This is a genomic window from Candidatus Thermoplasmatota archaeon (assembly GCA_018814355.1).
Classification (GTDB): domain Archaea; phylum Thermoplasmatota; class Thermoplasmata; order UBA10834; family UBA10834; genus COMBO-56-21.
In genome coordinates this window covers 1-20439 of record JAHIZT010000116.1, presented here as the reverse complement: position 1 = coordinate 20439, position 20439 = coordinate 1, and the positions used below count along the sequence as shown (strand labels likewise).

14 protein-coding genes and 1 tRNA gene are annotated in these 20439 nt (G+C 54.8%); 7 read left to right on the top strand and 8 right to left on the bottom strand.

What is annotated here, in order from left to right; translation table 11 throughout:
* Nucleotides 1–13 precede the first annotated feature (13 nt).
* Nucleotides 14–1120: a hypothetical protein gene (locus tag KJ653_08540; GenBank protein MBU0685874.1), complete on the bottom strand. Its 1107-nt coding sequence runs from the start codon at nucleotides 1118–1120 to the stop codon at nucleotides 14–16.
* Nucleotides 1121–1445: 325 nt separating this feature from the next.
* Entirely contained in the window at nucleotides 1446–2156 is a 711-nt protein-coding gene (locus tag KJ653_08535; GenBank protein ID MBU0685873.1) for a hypothetical protein, read from the bottom strand.
* 61 nt (nucleotides 2157–2217) lie between these two features.
* On the opposite strand from KJ653_08535, the gene KJ653_08530 reads away from it, so the two are divergent.
* Complete coding sequence (locus tag KJ653_08530; protein ID MBU0685872.1) at nucleotides 2218–3327, top strand: M20/M25/M40 family metallo-hydrolase; 1110 nt, start codon at nucleotides 2218–2220, stop codon at nucleotides 3325–3327.
* Between the two features lie 23 nt (nucleotides 3328–3350).
* Nucleotides 3351–3782, top strand: coding sequence for an NUDIX hydrolase (locus KJ653_08525; protein MBU0685871.1), 432 nt, complete (start codon nucleotides 3351–3353; stop codon nucleotides 3780–3782).
* A 10-nt stretch (nucleotides 3783–3792) separates the two neighbouring features.
* Here KJ653_08525 and KJ653_08520 read toward each other — a convergent pair whose 3' ends face one another.
* Entirely contained in the window at nucleotides 3793–6066 is a 2274-nt protein-coding gene (locus KJ653_08520; protein MBU0685870.1) for an amino acid permease, read from the bottom strand.
* A gap of 141 nt (nucleotides 6067–6207) precedes the next feature.
* On the opposite strand from KJ653_08520, the gene KJ653_08515 reads away from it, so the two are divergent.
* On the top strand, nucleotides 6208–7905 hold the full coding sequence (locus KJ653_08515) for a DUF885 domain-containing protein (protein ID MBU0685869.1): 1698 nt from the start codon (nucleotides 6208–6210) through the stop codon (nucleotides 7903–7905).
* On the opposite strand, the gene KJ653_08510 is transcribed toward KJ653_08515, so the two are convergent.
* Both KJ653_08510 and KJ653_08505 read right to left on the bottom strand, forming a co-directional pair.
* Nucleotides 7902–12044, bottom strand: a complete 4143-nt coding sequence (locus KJ653_08510; GenBank protein ID MBU0685868.1) for a hypothetical protein — start codon at nucleotides 12042–12044, stop codon at nucleotides 7902–7904. The genes KJ653_08515 and KJ653_08510 overlap by 4 nt on opposite strands.
* Nucleotides 12045–12196: 152 nt before the next feature.
* Nucleotides 12197–12739, bottom strand: a complete 543-nt coding sequence (locus tag KJ653_08505) for a GTP-binding protein (protein ID MBU0685867.1) — start codon at nucleotides 12737–12739, stop codon at nucleotides 12197–12199.
* Nucleotides 12740–12913: 174 nt separating this feature from the next.
* Here KJ653_08505 and KJ653_08500 point away from each other — a divergent pair, with 174 nt between their 5' ends.
* From KJ653_08500 to KJ653_08490, 3 genes are all read left to right on the top strand, one after another.
* Nucleotides 12914–13693 carry an asparagine synthase C-terminal domain-containing protein gene (locus tag KJ653_08500; GenBank protein ID MBU0685866.1) on the top strand — a complete coding sequence of 260 codons (780 nt, stop codon included), beginning with the start codon at nucleotides 12914–12916 and terminating at the stop codon, nucleotides 13691–13693.
* Nucleotides 13694–13749: 56 nt separating this feature from the next.
* Nucleotides 13750–15072 (top strand): bifunctional folylpolyglutamate synthase/dihydrofolate synthase, encoded by a 1323-nt coding sequence (locus KJ653_08495; protein MBU0685865.1) that lies wholly within the window; start codon nucleotides 13750–13752, stop codon nucleotides 15070–15072.
* Between the two features lie 30 nt (nucleotides 15073–15102).
* Nucleotides 15103–15176: transfer RNA gene (locus tag KJ653_08490), tRNA-Gly, on the top strand.
* A gap of 25 nt (nucleotides 15177–15201) precedes the next feature.
* Here the strand turns inward: KJ653_08490 and KJ653_08485 are convergent.
* Entirely contained in the window at nucleotides 15202–15840 is a 639-nt protein-coding gene (locus KJ653_08485) for a class I SAM-dependent methyltransferase (GenBank protein ID MBU0685864.1), read from the bottom strand.
* A gap of 128 nt (nucleotides 15841–15968) precedes the next feature.
* On the opposite strand from KJ653_08485, the gene KJ653_08480 reads away from it, so the two are divergent.
* Complete coding sequence (locus KJ653_08480) at nucleotides 15969–17366, top strand: DEAD/DEAH box helicase (GenBank protein MBU0685863.1); 1398 nt, start codon at nucleotides 15969–15971, stop codon at nucleotides 17364–17366.
* Here the strand turns inward: KJ653_08480 and KJ653_08475 are convergent.
* On the bottom strand, nucleotides 17356–17634 hold the full coding sequence (locus tag KJ653_08475; protein MBU0685862.1) for a DUF59 domain-containing protein: 279 nt from the start codon (nucleotides 17632–17634) through the stop codon (nucleotides 17356–17358). The genes KJ653_08480 and KJ653_08475 overlap by 11 nt on opposite strands.
* Before the next feature lie 67 nt (nucleotides 17635–17701).
* On the bottom strand, nucleotides 17702–20317 hold the full coding sequence (locus tag KJ653_08470; GenBank protein MBU0685861.1) for a valine--tRNA ligase: 2616 nt from the start codon (nucleotides 20315–20317) through the stop codon (nucleotides 17702–17704).
* Nucleotides 20318–20439 lie beyond the last annotated feature (122 nt).

Genomic DNA, 20439 nt, shown 5'->3' with positions numbered 1-20439 from the left:
AGCTGAATGTAGCTCAAGCTCGGCGCGACCGAAGAAGCTCTGCGCGCATCCCGAAGGGGACCCCTCTAATGGACTGCGCGTAGCGGCTTAGCACGCTGAGACTGATCTCAGTGATCCACTGATCCTTGTACGGATGAGGTCTATCGGATTGACTCCAGAACCCGTCGTTTGAGCGTGCGCTCATCAGCCACTTGATTGGTTTCTCCATCCTGGGATCATCCGCACCGTAACCCGCCCACGTGAGTAGGTCCAAGGCGCACAGTCCACTCCCGGAGTATGTTGGATACTTCAACTTGGTCCAGTTCCTATCAGATCTTAGGAATGTCGAATGATAGTTTCTCTTGAAGAAGTTGTTCAGGACTATGTCAAAACCGCGTCTTACCTCGGGGCGTTCCGGCAGAGAATAGCTCTGGCACATACCTCGTACCACCATCAATGTCGTCCAGATGCAGCTTGGTATGTCCTCGAATGAATCCGGATCCGGCCTTTGTACCTCACCGCTCCTTATCTTGTCCATGAATGCCGGCATCCGCATTTGCTTGTATTGGGGTAGATACTTGACGTCCTCAAGATACGGGATCGTCCAGCCACCGTCTGACCGTTGTGTTTTGAAAATCCATCGGATGAGTCTCTGGACCCGGGGGTCGTCTTCCATGCCGAAGTTCATCAATGTTCGGAGCGCGTATCCATTGTAGTGCGGAAGAGGGAAGAGATCCGTGGTAGGACCCAATATGCATCCTTCTTTCGTCTGCCAACTCAGTATTCTCTCGAGGGATTCCGAGACAAATCCTTCATCGCTGGATGTGCGGTACTCGCCGAGTTCAAAGAGATTCCTGAGCATTGTGATGTATGTCCATCCAACTGGGGGACCGGGGCCGGCATCCTCCTCTGCTTTTCTGGTTTTGGATATCGGCCAGGTCCCGTCTGAGCGAAGGGTCTCGAGCAACCTCTTCCTCAAAGGGTATTCTCTGCACTCCTTGAGCGTCTCTTGGACAAGCTGCTCGTCTAAGCTCCTGCCCATGACATCCGTCAAAAGGTAGTATCTAACCGGCGGCTTCGATATCTGAAACAGCTTCCTAGACGACTCTTCTACTACATTCTCAATATCTTTCGGAAGCATGGTTGTGAACCCATAGCGCCGTATCCCAAAATCAGCTTTTCCATCTGCTCCTCGACCTCCGAGCCATTTTGTCCGATGCTTCATGTCCATTCGGCAGAAAGAGATATATCCAGGCTGGAACCTAGTGCCTCACGCCTGGAAGAATATGCTGCTGATCCTACGTGATGCAGTGTTCCGACACCAGGCGACAGTGCGTTGGAAATGGGTCCCTCTACGAACATCGGTGAGAAACCGGAGCATGTGTAGGGGACAACGCGACGCACAACACCAACCCCCAGGAGGGTCAGAGCGGCGAGAGTGCCTTGGCATGCCATGAACCGCGCTGTTACGCCTGGGGGACAAGGCCATTGCGTTTCTCGCTTCTGGTCTCAGACACGATTCTTCGAAGCCAGTGCTCTGCCTCTTCATAGTGCGAAAAAGCCCTCTCCTGGAGCCTGAACTCTTTGGTGTGGTGAACCCGCCGTCTCATCCTTCCGTTTCCGGCGTCAACATGATGGAGAAGCTCGTGGTACATCACGAACTCAAGCACGTACCTGGGTATCCGCTCAGCGTCGAGGACCTTGTTCGCAGCCAGCAGGTTCAATGGCTCAAAATAGAAACCGAAACGCACCAAAGGAGACTCTTCGACCCATGCCAGATCAGGGTCCTTAAGACGTCCGGAGAAGTAGTACGAGTTGACGTATTCGAAGACACTCTTGAGATCTCTCACATCTCCCCGAGGGGCGATTGACAGGTTCTTTGCCCGACTCAGATATATCCCCCGCTTGTTGCTCCAGAGCTCCCTTGACCTCACATACGCGAGGTAAGGTCGCTCCTCGCAATCGGGACACTTCCTCCCGTGGGCGCGACAGAGGAGATACCACGCGAGAGACCTTTGAACATCTTCGGGAGCGGCGTCCAAGTAATCGCTTATCTTGAACTCGATGTCGCCGTTGCGAGAACTCCATGTGTGTTTCAGTTCGCGATATTCGGCAAAAGTCACTCTCGCGGGGTCCTTTCCAAGAACCCGGCTGACCGCCAGGAAGTGATCTCCCAAGGACACGGTCGATGTATGGCCGAATCTCTTTATATTGTTCGCTGCTGATGACAAGCCTGGAATGCCTGGAATCGGTCCGTTGGCTCATGTGTCTCCTAGGAATCTACGTCAGCTGATGGCAGTCTCGACTGTCTTGTCACTCGTTACTATTTCAGTAGTGCCGACTTTGATCGCTGGGTTGGAAGTCTCACCTTCAGGACAGGAAATTGTTGACCGGGTCTCCGGGAAGAGAATGATTGCGACCATCCAGGAGCTTGAGGGGTTCGGCTCCAGAGCGTTCTATTTGGACTCATCAAATGATTCAGCAGAATATGTGCATGAACGATTCGCTCAGCTTGGCCTCAACGTCGAATACCAGGAGTTCTTGGTGGGGCCGCATCATGTCAGGAATGTGATTGCCACTCTCCCTGGCACGTCCAACTCCGAGGGAGTGCTACTGTTCGGTGCACATTACGATAGCGAAAACAGGCTTGCTGACAGCTACGACGCGGGGGCGAACCTGTCCGCACCAGGTGCCGATGACGACGCATCAGGCGTAGCCGCTGTTGTGGAGCTCGCCACTGTCCTATCAGACCAGCATTTCCCAAACACCATCAAGTTCGTAGCCTTTGCAGCCGAGGAGATGGGTTATGACGACTCAGGCGGTCTCAAAGGAAGCAGTCACTTCGTGGAGAGGGAGAGGAATCGCGGAGTCGTGTACTCAGGATCCGCGATCATAGACATGATCGGGTATCGAGGTGCAAATGGAAACCACGTTGTGGCCGTCGTGAATTCAAACGAAGGGCCTCTGCCGAAAGCTACATTGGATTCCGTGTCGAGGCACGGGCTGGAACTACAACTGGACATCAAACTCAACACGTCCGTCACCTGGAGCGACCACTATCCGTTCTGGATCGCCGGATATCCCAGCATGCTACTGATCGAGGAACTCGGTGGTCCCCGCGAGTTCCCCGTGAATCCGTACTACCACTCATCTGACGACACCTCAGACAAGCTTTCCGAATCGCAGATGGAAAACACCACGATGGCCTTGGTCGGTGGGGTATTGCAGGTGACGCAAGCACTACCGAGAGAGGACTTCGGCTGGTGGATCGAGCTGGGACTAGTAGTCTTAGGGGCAATCATCATTACGGGGATCTACATCCGAAGAAGGAAGGCAGGACAAGAATGACCGATGACAAAGATGCGAATCCTATGCGCAAGTATCCCAGCGCCCCCTTGGTGGGAGTAGGTGCTGTCGCGATAAAGAACGGCAATATTCTCCTGGTGAAACGGGCGTTCGAGCCTGGAGCTGGCAAGTGGAGCATCCCCGGAGGACTCGTGGAGCTAGGTGAGAAACTCTCGGAGGCTTGCGCAAGAGAGATGGAAGAAGAAACTGGCATTGAGATCGAAGTGCTGGAGCTCATCAACGTGTTCGACATGGTGGACCGTGACGATTCCGGGAAAGTGATGTATCACTATGTACTGGTTGACTTCCTCGCGAGGCCGACAGGAGGGGAGGAGAAGCTGAGCGCAGAAGTTACAGAGATGAAATGGGTCACGCGCGAAGAGGCGAGGAAGATGGACTTGACCCGCACCGCCAGGAAAGTCATTGAGGAGTTGTTCGGTGGAGCAGGCGCGGCCTAATCCAATCCGCCTACGGGCGGCCTCGATGGGGCAGATACGCTTGAGGTCGACGGCTTCCCCACTCTGGCAGTCTTGAGCACGAGCACGGGGACGTCAAGGACCGGATTATCCTGTCGTAGACAGCCCCGAACAATGTCCTCTCGAGAGCAGATTGCGGACCCGCGCCCATCACCAAGATGTCAGCGTCACGTGAGTGTTCCATCACCGCGCTAACTAGAGACTTCGAGTGGTCGAATTTCACCTCGTTTCGAACCTTCACACGGTCGGCCATCTTGCTCAGCCGCTCGGCGTTCCCGCGCATGAGCTCGACCTGTCTGTCATCGGTGATTACTGAAAGGATCTCGATCTTCGCTCCGAACTCCCTTGCGATGGGAAGCGCGAGGAGCAACGCCTTTCTGGTCTCGATGTAGCCGCCTGAGACCAGGAGGATATTCTCAATGTTCTTGCTGAGCCTCTTGGTCTTGATTATCGCGACGTCGCAGGGCGCCTCCCTCACGACGCGGTCCAGGTTTCGCCCAAGGATCGTCCTGCCGCGCAATCTGGTACCCTTCCAGCCCAGAACCAACAGATTGGCGGCCTCGTGTTTCGTCTGATCCAATATGGCTCCGGCAACATCGTACGAAACGGACACCACAGGTCTTACAATCACTGTCGAGGGGGCGACCTTGATCGTCTTCCTCAGGCCCCCGGATATCTCATCGATGTATTCCTTGCTTATCGCCTCGAGGGGCATCGCCCTTGGTACCTCAACGACCTTGTTAACGGTCAGGTCGCCATTGAAATAACGCGCGAATATGCCAGCCACCTCAACTAGCCTGAGGTCACCCAAATTCTCTAAGGCGAGGAGGACCCTGTATCGCTCGATCTGTTCCTTTGTGAGAGGCCTCTGCGGGACTCTCTTCTGATCGGCTATGGACTTGTATTCCTCCTCGGGCTTCGCGAAGGCAGAGGCGGCCAGGCCGATGCCGATCCAGACGAGTGCAATGTACCAGCCCTCAGGGACGAGATTGAACAGGTAGACCGCGGTGATAAGGGTCGTGAACACGCCGATCACTGGAAACAAAGGAAACAGAGGTGTTCTGAATCCCACGTCGATCTCTGTCAACCGGTTCCTGAGAGCGATGGATGACATGTTAGCAATGCAGAACAGAAGGAGAAACACTATCGACGTTGAGGCGACGACAACATGCAAGGGGAAGGCTAGGGCCATGAAGAGCATGATCCCACCGGTGATCGCGATGGCCTTGTGTGGGACTCTCCTCCTGTGGTGGATGTGGCCGAAGACGCGCGGCAAGGACCCGTCCCTGCCCATAGCGAAACTCACTCTCGACGAGGAGAAGACCGTTGCGTTAAGCGCTGCCATTGCGGACAGAATCCCGCCAAAGATCAGTAGAGGCGCCCCCACGAAAGGGATGACCTGCGTAGCTGTGTATATGACCCAACTCTCGCCCTCGCCCTCTATGGGGACATTGAAGTTGGAGATGCAGGCGAATGCGACAGAGATGTACAGGAGAGCGGCAATCCCGACTGAGATAAAGATTGCCTTGGGTATGTTCTTCCTAGGATCCTTGACCTCTTCGCCACACTGCACAATGATCTCGTAACCCTCGAAAGCGATGAAAGTGAACCCCATCACGAGGAAAACATCTGTCAACTTCTTGTCAGCGGGGATGATCGGCTCGAAGTTGTCCATGACATGGATCCCCTTCGTGTCGAGGGCATAGAGGACGGCGAACGCGACGAAGAAAGCGATTATCAGGACCTGTATGATTGTGACGGTGTCTCCCATCTTGCCCGTGGCACCGACTCCTGAGTAGTTGATTGCTAGGAAGAACATGATTGCGAAGGCGGCAAAGAGCTTGATCATCAAATCATCGGATAGACCAAGGAAATCGAATTTGAAATAGTCCGACAACTCTACCATCATAAATCCGAAACCCAGTGAGTAGAAGCTGCACGCGGCCGTGTGCCCGAACCACGACAGCCAGCCGGACATGAACCCCGCCGGATTGGGAAGGCCCTTCTTGGCCCTGAGATAGCCGCCACCAGCTTCAGGGAACGAAGACCCAAGCTCCGCATAGGTAGCTGCGGTGAACAACGTCATGATGCCGTTCAGGGCGAACGCTATCATCACAGCAGCTCCGATCTCCAGAGTCGCGATGCCTATGAGCACGAAGATGCTTGTGCCTATCATCGCGCCCACTCCGATCATCGTTACATCAAGGAGGCCCAGGTCGCGCCTGAGTGTGACAGTAACCGTCTGGCTAGGGGGTGTGCTAGGCATCTGGGTGGATGTGATGATTTGTGCAAGGTATAAGACTTTGCGAAAGGTTTCTGCTGAACCCTGGCTGCCCCGCCAGGGGCTCGCTTGCGGGACTTGAGTATATAAGCTTAAATGCATAGCCTGCATCCGTGGTCCAACAGTATGGGCAAACCCTTCAAGGAGTTGGCGAAATCCCTGATGGAAGAGTACCTTAGCTGGGACCCATCATTCGCCACTCAGGTAGGATGGCACAGCCACGACCGAGTCCTTCGCGACCCGAGCAGTAGGGCTGCAGAGCACATAGCCGAGAGATGCAGAGAATTGTTGGGCGAACTGCACCACTTCCCAGCGAGATCGTTGTCCGAGGAGGAAGGCGTTGATCGCGATCTTGCGATCTACATCCTGAGACTGAAGCTTTTCGAGATAGAGGAATTGAGACTGTTCGAAAGGGAGTCTTTCGCATGCAGCGAGGTCGGCTATTCACTCTTCTTCCTCTTTGCGCGCGACCACCCGTCATTCGAGGAGAGGCTCGAATCCATCATCTACAGGTTGGAGGCAATACCTGATTTCCTGAGAGGCTCACGGAATGCATTGAAGTCCCCCTACAAACTATGGAATGAGGCTGCGCTCGAGACCGGAAGAGAGGTCCCCGAACTCCTTCGGAAAATAGAGACGCTCGCAGAAGCGAAGGGGACGGACTCGACCACCAAGAACCGGTTGGAGAGGGCAATCATAGTCTCGATACAGGCCATTGAAGAACACAACAAGTGGCTCGCCGAGAAAGTAATCCCTTCTTCGGATTCAAGATACACAATTCAACCGGACGAATACCACCGCTACTTCGAAACCAAGGGATACGGACTCACGCCTGATCAGGCATTGGAGATCGGAGAGACTTATCTGCGGTTGGCAAAGAAGAACGCGATTAGGATCGCCGCCCAGATCGTCCCCTCTGGAAGCCCGGAAGAAGCGATGGATGTAGTGAAATCCGATCATGCAGAGACCTTCGAGGGAGTACTGAAGGAGTACAGGGAATCCGTGAAGGCTGCAAGAGAGTTCGTAATCAAGATTGACATCCTCACGATACCAGAGAATGAGAAGCTCCTGGTCCTGGAGACGCCTTTGTTCATGAGACCGATGTGCGCATTCGCCGCACAGTTCGAGCCTGGGAAGTTCGACGGAAGCCGCGCAGGCATGTTCATGGTCACCCCAGACGAAACGAATCCTGAGCTGCTCCGCGAACACAGCCGCGCCAGCATCGTGAACACAACAGTGCACGAGGGCTATCCTGGCCATCACATCCAGGCAATATGCGCCAACACGAATCCGTCCCCGATAAGGATTCTCATAGCATCCCCGGACTTCAGCGAAGGCTGGGGCCTGTACACGGAGGACATGATGATCTCGCTGGGATACAACGACAATCCTCTTGGCAGATTCACTACCAATAACGACCTCATATTCAGGATCGTTCGCTTGATTGTCGAAATCAAGCTTGCGAAGGGGGAAATGACGCTCGATGAGGCCACAGAGATGCTGAAGCAGGAGTGCGCCATGGAGGCTCGTGCCTCTTGGAAGGAGGCAAGGGGGTGCGCGATGTCCCCAACATACTTCACAGCATACTTCCTCGGCAAGCTAGCATTGATGCAGCTAAGAGAGGACGTTGAGCGAACCATGGGACCGAAGTCCTCGTTGAAGTTCTTCCACGACGCTCTACTGTACGCCGGCTGTCTGCCTATGGCATTCATGCGCAGATCCGTCGCTCTGAAGCTGAAGCAGCAGTACGGGATGACGCTCGGCCCACAGAAGGAGACTCTCTACGAATACGCTATGAGAAAGGCGAGAGACGAAGACGCCTAGGCTTCTTTGTCGAGTATGTCGACCCACTCCGCCTCGGCAATCTCTTCCTCTTCATGCCAGGTCCCGGGCTTGAAGGCGTTGGCCATATACTCCTGAAGCATCTTGTCAACGCCCTTCACGGTCTTCATCGTCCCGTTCCACTTCTCGAGCCTTCCCTTGTAGCGCTCCTCGATGTCTCTGAGGAGCATTGACAGCATGTCGAAGGTGTCCTTAGGCGGCCAGCCCGCGTAGATCAATGCGAGGTACGTCGATTGCCCTTTCTCTATGACGACGCTCTTCTCGCCTATCTCGAGCTTCTTTAGGCCCACCTCGCCCTTCTGGAAGGAGTCGCGAACGAACTCCTGGACAGCCGTGAACATGGCGCTCACTATGTCCTTGTCCAGCGTCATGTTCTCTTCCCTGGTCACATGGGCGACCAACCTCCCGTCGTTGTGTATTAAGAACAGGTTATCGAGTGCGTAGGGCCTCGGGATGCGGATAGACACGAAGTAGGCACCGACGGCTGCTGCGAGGAGCACGAGCGGGAAGGAGTACGGCCAACCTATCTTCTGGGCGATGTCCTTTGCCACACCGGCCTTGAATGTCATGGTGTTCGAGAGCAAGTCCCCGTCGGACGCTTGAATCTGGATCGTGACCACATCTTGATCCGAGGGCAGGCTGATGTAGAGGTATTCGCCTACGACAGACACAGTGGAGTCTTGGGGAGTCGCCGTCACGACCAGTTTCGAATAGGGAGTGTCGGAATCGAAGATGAATTGATATATCGGGATGCGGAAGTTCCTCGAGCCACCAGATGAGATCACATCCGGAATCTTCTTGATAAACGGCGCGTCGTTGACCTCCGTCACCATCACATAGGCCTGTAACATCGCCCATCCACCCCGGTCATCGATAGCTGTGATGTCGATCTTCTCCATACCGGACCAGTTCGCCTCGGCAGTCAGGTTGACCACGCCATCTGAGGATATCGTGAAATGCACATTCGTCGCACCTGATATCAGGAAGGTCATGGAGGCGTCATCAGGATCAGCAAAAAGGTCGTACATCCGCATCGTGTTGTTCAGGTATGTGTCCTCGGGGAACGAATAGTACACTTGATCTGGGTTGGGCACAGTGACCGAAGGCGGTTCATCGTCCGTGACCAGAACCTCAAAGTCGCATGGCGCTGAGGCCCCCTGTGGATCGCTCACAATCATCTTTACATATGCCATGTACGGCACTGCGGACGCAGGCCCAGAGAAGTTCAGCTCCAGACGATGGTTGCCCGCAAATGTCGACGTGTGCGTGACGTTACTGTTGTTGAAGACGAACGTGAGAGAATCAAGGGTGTCGTCGGGATCAGTCACGTAAGGGCTGAGGTAGAGGAAGTATGGGACATCGTACTTGACGTGGATTGTTCCGGGACTCCTAACCTGAGGTTGATCGTTGACCGGCAGGACCGTCACCGTTATTGTATCCGTCTTGAGCGCACCCACTGGATCGGTGGCAGTGAACATCCCCTGAGTGATCCCGGACCATTCCTCAGGCGCCGACAGGTTGACATGGTGCGTCATCGGGTCTATGTCCACCGTGATGTGCTGGAAGCCGGATGTGTAGATCAGGAAGGCGCTGTCGATGTCGTAGAAGTAGTCGTCCAAATCGAAAACGAAGAAGTCCATGGCGCCTTCGTTTATGGTCACATCTGGGAGGCTAGTAGTCATGTCGGGTGGGTTGTCGTTGGTGACCCGGACGACTAGCCTCATTTCGGAGCTTGCGCCCGAGATGTCGGATACCGTCAGCGTCACGATCTTGAAGTAGGGTGAGTTGCCGTCCTCCTTTGGGAAGATGAAAGTAGCTATCATTCCATCGAAGAAGATGTCACTCTGGACGGACGACGGTGTAACGCTCAGGGAGAGTTCGGTCTGGGCGTTATCCACATCGGAGACGAAGTAGCTGTAGTCGAAGGTATAGGGCGTGTCGAACTTGACATACAGTTCCGTGGGAGGGCTGTTGACGAATACAGGCTTGTCGTTGACTGGAATGATTCTGACGGTCACTTCTTGATAAGCCCAATATCCGTCCGGGTTGACAACCCATAGAATGAATGTGTCATCGCCGGATTGATCCGGCTGAGTGTAGAACTGCATGACAGCGTTAGACAATGGGTCGTGGGACACGAAGTATAGTCTCGTGTTCACATCTTCGACCCACCAGGAGAGCAACGAGGTTCCATTCTGGTTATGCCAAATGCCGCTTAGGCTAAGCTCCCAGCTGCCGCTGTCCTCGTTCCTAATCTGCATGGGGATAGGGCTCAATGACGGGCTCCATCTGCCAGTCTTGACCTCGACTTGGATGGACCCAACGATGTTGTCCTTGCGGCACTCAATGGCTCCCACCTCAGGCATGAACCCGGCAGTGAATACAGCCGATGGCCCGACCCCTGAGATAGATCCCACGTTTGTGTACCACCGAGCGTCTGCAATGCTCACGATGTTTCCTTTCGAGTCATATCCGACAGCCGTCATTGCCTGAGTCTCAGATTCATTGATGACGAGCGTGGACGGCGATACCTCGATTCGAGTAAGAAGGCCGGCAACGACGATTATCCCCGTCGAGTTGTTTGCACCTGTTACAGCGTTGGAGCAGTTAATCCAGCCTGACCCGACCTTGTCCGCGATGAACACGACAGACAATCCTGCCCCGACGATTGAGCCGAGGTCAGTCGTGGAAGTCCATGACGGCGTCCACGCAGTGTTGATGTTACCATTGGCGTCTCTGCCAGTTACCGTGAATCCCCGCGAGGAACCCGATTCAATCGTTTGTGTGCTTGATGGAACGAGCGTGACATTCACGACAGGGCCGCTTGATACGGAGATCAGTCCGCTCCATCCGTAGCGAGTCCCCGCGGAAGCCTTGATCCTGATAGTCTCCTCGCCGAAACCATAGCTTTGGTCTGCAACTGCTATTTGCCCGGAATCACCTGGCGTGATGAAGACGGACTGGTTTGCCAATGAACCGTTCCCGGGCGTAGTCATGTCGGCTTTGAAGGCCTCCAACTGGACAGCGCCGACCCAGTCGCTGACAATGGCGTCAGACGAGTCCATCGCTGTTATGGTCATCGAGAATAGGGAGCCTGCGACGACCGCCGCTGGGGCGGTCACGTTGAAGTGGTCGACGGAGACGACCGTCAACGGCAGCGCGAGCCATGAGGGGCTGCCCCCAGGGTCCGAGGCCGAGACATTCACAGTGTAGTTCCCCGCAGTGAGCAGAGGAAGGGTGTGATTGAATAGTTTCCAAGCTTTCGCAGATGACGGGTCTGTCCGCACCAGTCTCATCTCCTCGGATGGAACAGCCGCCGTCCCATTGCTCTGGTAGTAAACGGCAGCTGTCGCATTTGTGATATCGTATGCGCCGAATGGGTCTGATACATTGGCCACGACCACAGCGCTCTCCTGGTCAGAGAACGTGCTCCTGGAGAGGTTGTTCGCGTCCTCGGTCCAGGCAGTGTCCACTGAGACGAAATCATTCGTCCTAAGAGTGACCGTGGAGTCGAGGTCGTTCGTGTCGTACATCACGGACAACCACTGGTTGTAGGAGTCGCCCCTCTGTATCGAAAGCACGAGCGAGTGACCCTGAGCAAGCGTGTATGAACCCACTGTCACGGTAAGGTGGCTGAGATCGTACTCTGGGTAGTTGACCCCGAGCAGGTCGACTGTATCATTTCCTATCTCTGACCACATTGACTGGGAGCCCAGTTCTCCTGGGCCCATATCCCAGAAGATGGCCCTTATCCGAGACCCTGACTCGTTGTCCTTGTCCTTGGCCCATATTCTGGCGTCAATATCGCCAGTTATGACGATATCCGAATTCGCAGACGGCCACATTACCCAGTGGTGCCACCTTTGCGGCGGGACGTTCTTCTTTATCGAGATTCCAGGAACACCGTCACGGTCATAGTCCGTGCTGGATGGATTTGAAGGCCCGGTGGAGTTCAGCCAATCATAGTCCCCGGTTGTGTATATGGCCCCCTCGTGTAGATGCAGCACCTTGGTCCATGAATCCAAAGAGGCAGCCTGAACATCGTGCGCAACGTCGTAGAACATGGGGATGGCCGGAGATGCCATCAGGAGAAGGACGAAGAGTCCGGCAAGTAGCCTCATGCTTCTGCGATACCGGGTGCTACTCTCAGCTATAAGGTTCTTGCTCACTTTGAAGGCCACTTCAATTCCGCCTCTGGCAGAGGCATAAATAGCCGATGCTGGGCTTATAAGCATTCTCTGCTCGTTATCAACGTTGGGAACGGTCTGGCGCACTACTGCGACTTCATCTTCTCGGACATGGCCAACGCAAGGGCCTTGAACACGCTCTCGACGTTCTGACCGGTCTTGGCGCTGGTCAGGAGAGCCTTTGCCTTGTACTTGGCAGCCAGTTCCTCCAGATCCTGCTCCTTGATGACCCGGTCGTTCTCCAAATCCGCCTTGTTCCCCGCGAAGACTATCGGGACATCGCCGGCGACATCTGTCAATGCCTTTATCCAGTACCTAAGCTCCTCGAGACTCTCTTTATTCGTGAGGTCGCACACGGCTATCGCACCATGAGCACCGAAGAAGTAGGCCTCACGCAGAAGCTCTCTGAACCCCTTCTGACCCATGATGTCCCAGACGAGCATCATTACCTTGGCTTGGCCCTGGGGGCCCTCGACGTCCACGATCTTCTTGGTTACCTTCGTGCCGATGGTGGCTATGTACCTATCGTCGAACACGTCAAGCACGAATCTCTTGATTAGGCTCGTTTTGCCTACGCCGGCATCTCCGATAAAGCAAACTTTGACTTTCATCAGGTCGTCTTCAGCCATCAATGAGCCCTCCACATGGGGGTTCGAAAGCTAGGATTGCAGGTAAATACCAATTACAGCTTTTAAGCCTTTGGTAATCATCTGGCTGTCTCCAGATGACTTTGAGCAGTGTTATTTGAGAGACCGACTGGATTTCTCCTGCCGTCCGTTGCGATGTCTTTTTGTCGTTGATAGATGGTCACTGATGCGTCCATGGACGCAACCGGGCTTCTGAACAGACTGAAAGGAGCGACTCGAAACATAGTTGGTAGCGAGCCTGCCGTCGCTGTGGCATACTCGGGGGGAGTAGACAGTTCGATAATAGTTGCCATTGCCCTGGAGTTCACCGAAGTTAGGTGCTACACCTGTGCGATTGAGGGGTCTTTCGATTCACTCAAGGCGACCGAGTATGCGGCAGAGGACGGCGTAGATCACCTTGTGATCAGTCTTAGGGAGAAGGAGCTTGTAGGTTGGGTCGCCAGGGCGTCGAGCTTGCTCGGCTCGGCCGATCCTGTCAGAATAGCATACTCAATTCCCATTTTGTGCGTGCTAGAAGGATGTGATGAAGCGTGTGTGCTGGCTGGCAACGGGGCTGATGAACTGTTCGGAGGGTATGCGAAATACTCATACGTTGAGGATCCTCGCTCAATGATGGCCGTAGACCTCGAGAAGATGCAGCAGGAAGCGCGACTGCTGGAAGCACTCGCAATTGCCAGAAGGAAAAGGATTGGGTTTCCATTTGCCTCGAAGGAGGTCGTCTCATTTGCTGAGCAGACGCCTCTTGAGGAGAAGGTGAACTATTCTGGCAGGAAGCTTGTTCTGAGGGAGGCTGCCAGGATGATGGGCCTTCATTCACATGACAGACCGAAGAAGGCCGCTCAGTACAGCTCTGGGATACTAAAAGCGATGGAGCGGATTTCACGCAGAGAACGGCTCGAACTATGCGAGTGGACCGCAAGGATATCGCAAGATTAACGACTGACGGGTTGGTCTCCAAAGCCCTTAAGAATCGACAGCAAATGTCCCCAGTGATGGATTACAGAGAATTCACTGATTGGATGTTCAGACTCGAGAGATTCGGCATTAAGCTCGGACTCGAGAACGTCACGGAATTCCTGTCCAAGATCGGCAAGCCTCACCTGGATTTCAAGTCGGTTCACGTAACGGGAACGAACGGCAAAGGGTCTGTTTGCGAGTTTGCATCCGAGATACTGAGTAAACACGGTTTCCGGGTGGGGCTCTACACATCACCCCACCTCGTGAACTTCCGGGAGCGAATCATTGTCGGTGGAAAGGAAATCCCAGAGGAGGATGTCCTTCGCATAGGCATGCAGCTAAAACAAGTGATGGAGGAGATGGTCAGTGAGGACAAGGAGAAACAGCTCACCTTCTTCGAGTTCACAACCGGCATGGCGTTCAAGCATTTCAGCGAGAAGAAAGTGGACATTGTCGTTGCCGAGGTGGGCATGGGCGGGCGCCTAGATGCGACGAATGTCATAGGCCCAGAGGTGGCAGCGATAACACGGATCGGTCTAGAGCACACCAACTACCTGGGTAGCACGATTCCGGACATAGCTAGGGAAAAGGCAGGAATTATCAAGACTGACATCAGAGTCGTCACATGTGAGCGCAACCAGGAGGCGCTTTCTGTAATCGAGAGCGCCTGCAAGAGGAAAGGGGCGACGCTCAAGAGGATAGGCAAGGACTTCGATGTCAACAACGTTCGACAGTCTCTGAACGGGACGAAGTTCGACTATGCTGGAGGACGAAGGTTGACCGGGCTGAGAACGCATATGCTGGGAGCATACCAAGCAGAGAACGCCGCATGCGCCATCGCGATAGCGGAGGAACTCGCGAAGAGGAGTATATTCGTGGCTGACGATGATATCAAGAAGGGGCTCCTTTCCGCGAGGTTGTCCGGGAGATTGGACATCGTCTCGAGAGATCCGCTCGTGGTTCTCGACGGCAGTCACAATCCAGATGGAGTCGCGACAACCGTCAGTGTGTTGATGCATCTGAAGACGATGCCGCTCACTTATGTGCTTGGCTGCATGGACGACAAGGACGTACGAGGCATAGTGAAAGCGCTCGCACCCTCGGCAGCGAAGATAATCTGCACCCAGGTGAAGTACAAGAGGGCGTTCAGCGTGAGGGCACTCCAGAGCATCGTCAGTGAGGAATTCGGAGGACCGAGTGAGACGGTCGAGGAGCCGAATGAGGCCTTTGAGCGCGGCATTGCGGAGATAGTTGGCACAGGGATGTGCGTGATCGGCTCTCTTTACCTTGTGGGAGAGGCTCTTTCTTGGTGGCAGTCCAGTGAGAAGGGAAGAAGGCACGCCCCGCACAAGGTATAAATTACGGCTGTGTATTGGACCTGACACGATGCGGCTGTAGTGTAGCCTGGTTATCACTTGAGCTTGCCAAGTTCAAAACTCGGGTTCAAATCCCGGCAGCCGCACTCGCCTCACTTCAATCTCTTCTATTCACTTGTCAGGTTTTCGCATCAGGACCCGGCGAATGTCTCGCCTTCCTGCTGTGGCACCGAAAGAGACTCTTCTCAAGGATCCCACTTCCGTCACGAGTTCAGAGTCTTCGAATAGAGCAGGTATCTCGCCTTCCTGGAAGTAGTGAGTGATGATGCCATTCCCCCGAAGGAAGGATGAGTCCTCCACTTCCTCACCCTCTCCGAACCGGATGTCGCCTTTGCCAAACCCTTCTATGAAAAAATGACCCCCGGGTTTCAGGACTCGAACGATCTCGTTCGCGGCCCGAGACCGGTCTGCCTCGACCATATGAGACAATGTGTGAACGCAAGTTGCAGCATCGAACTTTTCATGGTCAAATGGAAGATGACGTATGTTGCATTCTACCAGATCTACTGTATCCTCGACATCTCGCTGGGATCTGAGCGACAAGAGCGCTTCCTTGGAGAAATCGCATCCAACGACATCGCACATCTTGGATAACATCTCGGTCGTCTTGCCATCCCCGCAGCCGGCGTCCAAGACGACCATGCCCGTCTTGAGGTGCGGCTCAAGAGGACCAATGTCTCCTGTCCCACCGTACTGGAGTCCGTGCTTGGAGTACAGTCTCTGCCAAGCCTCCCTCGCTCTGGCCATCATCTAGTCTCTGTCTCCCACGCAAGACCCTGACCACAGGTATCATCCCCGCATGGTTTAAAATACTGCTTCAAGACTAACTTGCGCGGCAATAGAGCGAAGGAAGACTGAGAAGGATGCAATTCAGCACGATCGTGACAAACCAGGAGATCCTAAGAGCCATGAAGGATCTCGAGTGGGATGAACCGACACCTGTGCAAGAACAGGTCATCCCGTTGGCGAGGGCTGGCAATGACCTGATGGCGCAGGCGCAGACTGGTACAGGTAAGACTGGGGCGTTTGCGATACCAATCATTGAGAAGCTTCACAAGAACAAGAAGATCCAGTGCCTGGCCCTCACCCCTACCAGGGAGTTGGCCATCCAAGTGGCCGGGGACTTCGACGATCTTGCAAAGTACTCCGGCGTCAAATCAGTTCCCATTTACGGAGGTCAGTCGATCAACGTCCAGACAGACAAGATCCGGAGAGGGGTGGAGATCGTCGTCGGCACACCCGGAAGATTGATGGACCTGATGAGGAGGGGCGAGCTCTCGTTCGAGGGAGTACGATTCCTGGTACTTGACGAAGCGGATCGGATGCTCGATATGGGGTTCATAGACGACATCGAATGGATTCTCCAGAGCGTGCCCAAGAACAGGCAGACAATGCTCTTCTCAGCGACTCTCCCAGACACCATCAAGGGCCTGGCCCAAAGGTACATGCGCAAGCCGAAGGAGGTGGCCATCAGCGGGGAGTCTCTGACAGTACCTCAGGCAGAGCAGGTCTACATCAGTGTGGGCAGGAAGAACAAGCTCTGGGCGCTTTGCAGAATCCTCGATAGCGAGAAGCCGCAGCTCGCGATGGTGTTCTGTTCGACCAAACGCATGGTGGACATGCTCGCCGGTAAGCTGAGGGCGTACGGGTACTCGGCCGACGCGATTCACGGTGATCTCACGCAGTCTGCCAGAGACAAGGTGATGACCAAGTTCAGGTCCGGAAAGCTGAACATCCTGATCGCAACTGATGTGGCGGCCAGGGGACTGGACATCGATGATGTGACCCATGTTTTCAACTACGACATCCCAGAGAATCCCGAGGACTATGTGCACAGGATCGGGAGGACAGCGAGAGCCGGGAAGACTGGACGGGCCATCACATTCGTCTCCAAGGAAGAGCAGCACCTGGTCAAGGCCATCGAAAGCTTCGGCAGGACGAAGCTAGAAGAGCATGAGGTCCCAAATGGCAAGGGCAGGGACACGGTCAAGAAACAGCTGGACATCGAGGAGTACGCGGACCATTTCGGCATGGTGCCGTTCGTGATCAATGTGGGAAAGAAGGACGGGATTGGGATGCTTGACCTTCTCAGGTTCATCGAGCGGAAGACGGGCATCATAGAGCATCTGATTGGCAGGATCGAGGTTGGGAACGACACTAGCAGAATCGAGATACACAAGAGCGTGGCGTTCAGGGCAATGAATGGGCTTGAGCAGTACTCGTTCCAGAACAAGCGGGTGAGGATCGACCTGGTCAGGAACCAGCCTAGGCGCTGAGAGCCTGGTTGATCTGTTCGGCCCTGATGTGACCGACCACCTTGACGTTGCAGCTCTTGACGCCTTCGATCGTCAGGATACTGTCCCGGATTGCTTTTGCGAGCTCGATGCCCACTGGGCAGAAGGGGCTCGTGGGCATGAACGTCAAATCGACCGAGTCATCTCTCACAACAATATCGGAGATCAGGCCCATGTCGTAGACGCTGACACCGGTATGTGTATCCATGACTCCGCGGAGAACCTCCACGACGACATCCTTCTTATCCATTTCAACCTGCAAATCGTGCTCTCAGTATTATAACCTGTCGAGAAATGTCCGAGAAGCTGGATGCGGCTCATTGATAGACCATGATGGACAATCCGCCGGCCGAGATATGCTCCAATGCGCCCTTGTCTGAGGTGATTTTCTTCTCAATCTCGAAGTACTCCGGAGCGATCACGATTGTGCGCCCATCGGTCATCTTCATCTCGATTCCAGACGGGCCGATCTCGGTCCCCGAGACCGAGGACAGCTTCTCAACGATCTCCTTGGCGTCCTTCCTGAAGGCCGGCCCGAGCCTGGAGTGAACTGGTTTGATTCGCGCGACCGACTCCTTGAGTGAGATGTCCTTTCTCGTCTCGAACTCCCTCGATTTGAGAGTCTCCTTGATATCGTCCTCAGAGCCGGCCACGAGTCGATCGGCTTCCGGACCGACGATCTCAACCCTGGATATCTCCGAGTTCAAAGACATCCCCTTGGAAGACTTCCAGGCACGGACTGAAGCGACGATCTCCTTGATCAATTCGCCCTTTTTCTCGGCCTGCTCATCACGCTCAGGAGCAGTAGGCCATTCGGACACGTGAATGCTGATGGACTTCTCGTGCTCCTTGAACACCGTCTGATATGCGTCCTCGGCGACGTGCGGAAGGAACACGGATATCATCTTCAAGAGGCCTAGGCCAACGATGTACAGCGCATACCTGGCGCCATCGTCCTTATCCGAATAGGCCCTGTGCTTAACCAGCTCGATGTAGTGGTCCGCGAACTCATGCCACAGGAAATCCTGGAGCATGGCCATGGAACGGTCGAACTGGTACTCGTCGTTGCAGCGTTCCATCTCGCGCACCAGCTCCCCGAATCTGCTCAGTATCCACAAATCCATCGGATGGCTATTTCCAGGGCGACTCGGTCTCGCCTTGCACGCGGAGCCGACCAGCCGCATCACGTTCCACGTCTTCGTTGCCAGCCTGGTGCCCCGCACAAGCTCCTGCTCTTTGAATGCGTGATCCATGCCCAGCGCGCAAGTCGACGCGTAGTAACGCATGGCGTCCCCTCCGTACTTCTCCAGAATGGGCATCGGGTCGATCACGTTTCCCGTGGACGCATGCATCGGTCTCCCGTCGGGCGCCATTATGAAGCCGTGGATCATCACCTCGTCCCAGGGCTTCTCCCCGGTCAAGAGCATCTCCCTGAGGATCGTGTAGTATGCCCATGTCCTGATTATGTCATGGCTCTGCGTCCTCACCGTCATCGGATATAGCTTCTTGAAGAGCTTCTCATCCCGCTCCCAGAAGGTGTTGTACAATGGTGATATGCTGGAGTCCATCCAGGTGTCGAATACGTCAGTTGAACCCACATATCGCCCTCCGCAGGTCTCGCACTTCTCCGCCTTCGGATGGATGACCGTTGGATCGACATAGCAGTCCCGTTCATCTGCCAGGAGGACTCTGCCGCACTTGTCGCACTCCCAAAGGGGGATCGCGGTGGCGAAGTACCTCTGCCTCGATACGACCCAATCCCAGGCCAACGAGTTCACCCAATCTCTGATGCGTATCTTCATGAACTCGGGCTTCCAGACGATTCTGTCGACCATGTCGAGCACCTGGTCCTTGAACTGGACGCTCCTGATGAACCATTGTGGCACCTTCAGGAATTCGATCGTGGTGTTGCATCTCCAGCACACGCCGACATTCTGGTCAAGGTCCTCTTGCTTCACGAGAAGGCCTGCGCTCTTCAAGTCTTCGATGACGGCCTTCCTTGCCTCAGAGACTGTCATCCCTGCATATTTCCCACACAGAGAGGTCATCTTGCCGGCCTCATCAATCCCTTTCTCGAGTTGAAGACCGTACTTCATGATCCACTCGAGGTCGTCCTTGTCGCCGATGGAGCATATCATCACGATTCCAGTGCCGAAGGCGGGATCGACCTTCGGATCGGAGATGACCTTCACCTTCCTATCGAACATTGGCACGCGAAGCTCCTTGCCGAGAAGGGAGGACTTATTAGCATCTTCCGGGTGGACTGCCACTAGGAGACATGTGCACAGTAGTTCCGGCCTTGAGGTCGCAATCAGAACCTCCTCGCCTGTGCCGGTCTCGTGGAATCTGATGTAGTTCAGCTTTGTCTTCCTGGGCTCGTGGTTCACCTCGGCATCCGCGAGCGCGGTGCCGCAGCGCGTGCACCAGTTGATGGGGAAGTGCCCTTTGTAGACCAGGCCCTTCTTGAACATCCTGATGAACGATATCTGGGTCAGCTTCCGGTAATAGACCGCGTCCGTCTGGTAGTAGATGGACGGGTCCATGCTCTCGCCGAGGATCTCGAACTGCTTGGTCATCTCGCCAATGTACTTCTCAGCGAACTCGCTGCACATCCTGATGAATTCTTGGCGCGGGACATCGGAGGCTTTGATCCCCATGACCTTCTCGACTCGGACCTCCACCGGCGTGCCGTTCACGTCGAAACAGAGAGGGAAGAAGACATTGTATCCCTTGAGCCGCTTGTACCGGGCTGCGAAGTCGATGACTGTGTAGCCATATGCGTGGCCTAGATGGAGCGCCCCCGAGGCGTACCTGGGCGGGTTGTCGATGCTGAAGGTCTCCCTTTTGGACGAGGGGTCGAACCTGTGGATCTCCCACTCCTTCCACTTGGCCTGCCACTTGGGCTCGGCCTCGTGCCAATCATATTGAGCCATGACTTTCCGGACAAACCAGTCAGCATAGATAAAGCTTGTTCAGAAGGCCTTCTGGACAGGCGAGATTCTGTCGGTCCACCTCACCTGCCGGATCTTCTCTTTCTGAACACGTTTGCGAGTAT

What these genes read in the sequence shown, in the direction of transcription:
- KJ653_08540 (MBU0685874.1), bottom strand. Translation starts at nt 1,120, where the DNA reads ATGCTTCCGAAAGATATTGAGAATGTAGTAGAAGAGTCGTCTAGGAAG.
- KJ653_08530 (MBU0685872.1), top strand. Translation starts at nt 2,218, where the DNA reads ATGCCTGGAATCGGTCCGTTGGCTCATGTGTCTCCTAGGAATCTACGT.
- KJ653_08525 (MBU0685871.1), top strand. Translation starts at nt 3,351, where the DNA reads ATGCGCAAGTATCCCAGCGCCCCCTTGGTGGGAGTAGGTGCTGTCGCG.
- KJ653_08520 (MBU0685870.1), bottom strand. Translation starts at nt 6,066, where the DNA reads ATGCCTAGCACACCCCCTAGCCAGACGGTTACTGTCACACTCAGGCGC.
- KJ653_08515 (MBU0685869.1), top strand. Translation starts at nt 6,208, where the DNA reads ATGGGCAAACCCTTCAAGGAGTTGGCGAAATCCCTGATGGAAGAGTAC.
- KJ653_08510 (MBU0685868.1), bottom strand. Translation starts at nt 12,044, where the DNA reads ATGAGGCTACTTGCCGGACTCTTCGTCCTTCTCCTGATGGCATCTCCG.
- KJ653_08505 (MBU0685867.1), bottom strand. Translation starts at nt 12,739, where the DNA reads ATGGCTGAAGACGACCTGATGAAAGTCAAAGTTTGCTTTATCGGAGAT.
- KJ653_08500 (MBU0685866.1), top strand. Translation starts at nt 12,914, where the DNA reads ATGGTCACTGATGCGTCCATGGACGCAACCGGGCTTCTGAACAGACTG.
- KJ653_08495 (MBU0685865.1), top strand. Translation starts at nt 13,750, where the DNA reads ATGGATTACAGAGAATTCACTGATTGGATGTTCAGACTCGAGAGATTC.
- KJ653_08485 (MBU0685864.1), bottom strand. Translation starts at nt 15,840, where the DNA reads ATGATGGCCAGAGCGAGGGAGGCTTGGCAGAGACTGTACTCCAAGCAC.
- KJ653_08475 (MBU0685862.1), bottom strand. Translation starts at nt 17,634, where the DNA reads ATGGATAAGAAGGATGTCGTCGTGGAGGTTCTCCGCGGAGTCATGGAT.
- KJ653_08470 (MBU0685861.1), bottom strand. Translation starts at nt 20,317, where the DNA reads ATGGCTCAATATGATTGGCACGAGGCCGAGCCCAAGTGGCAGGCCAAG.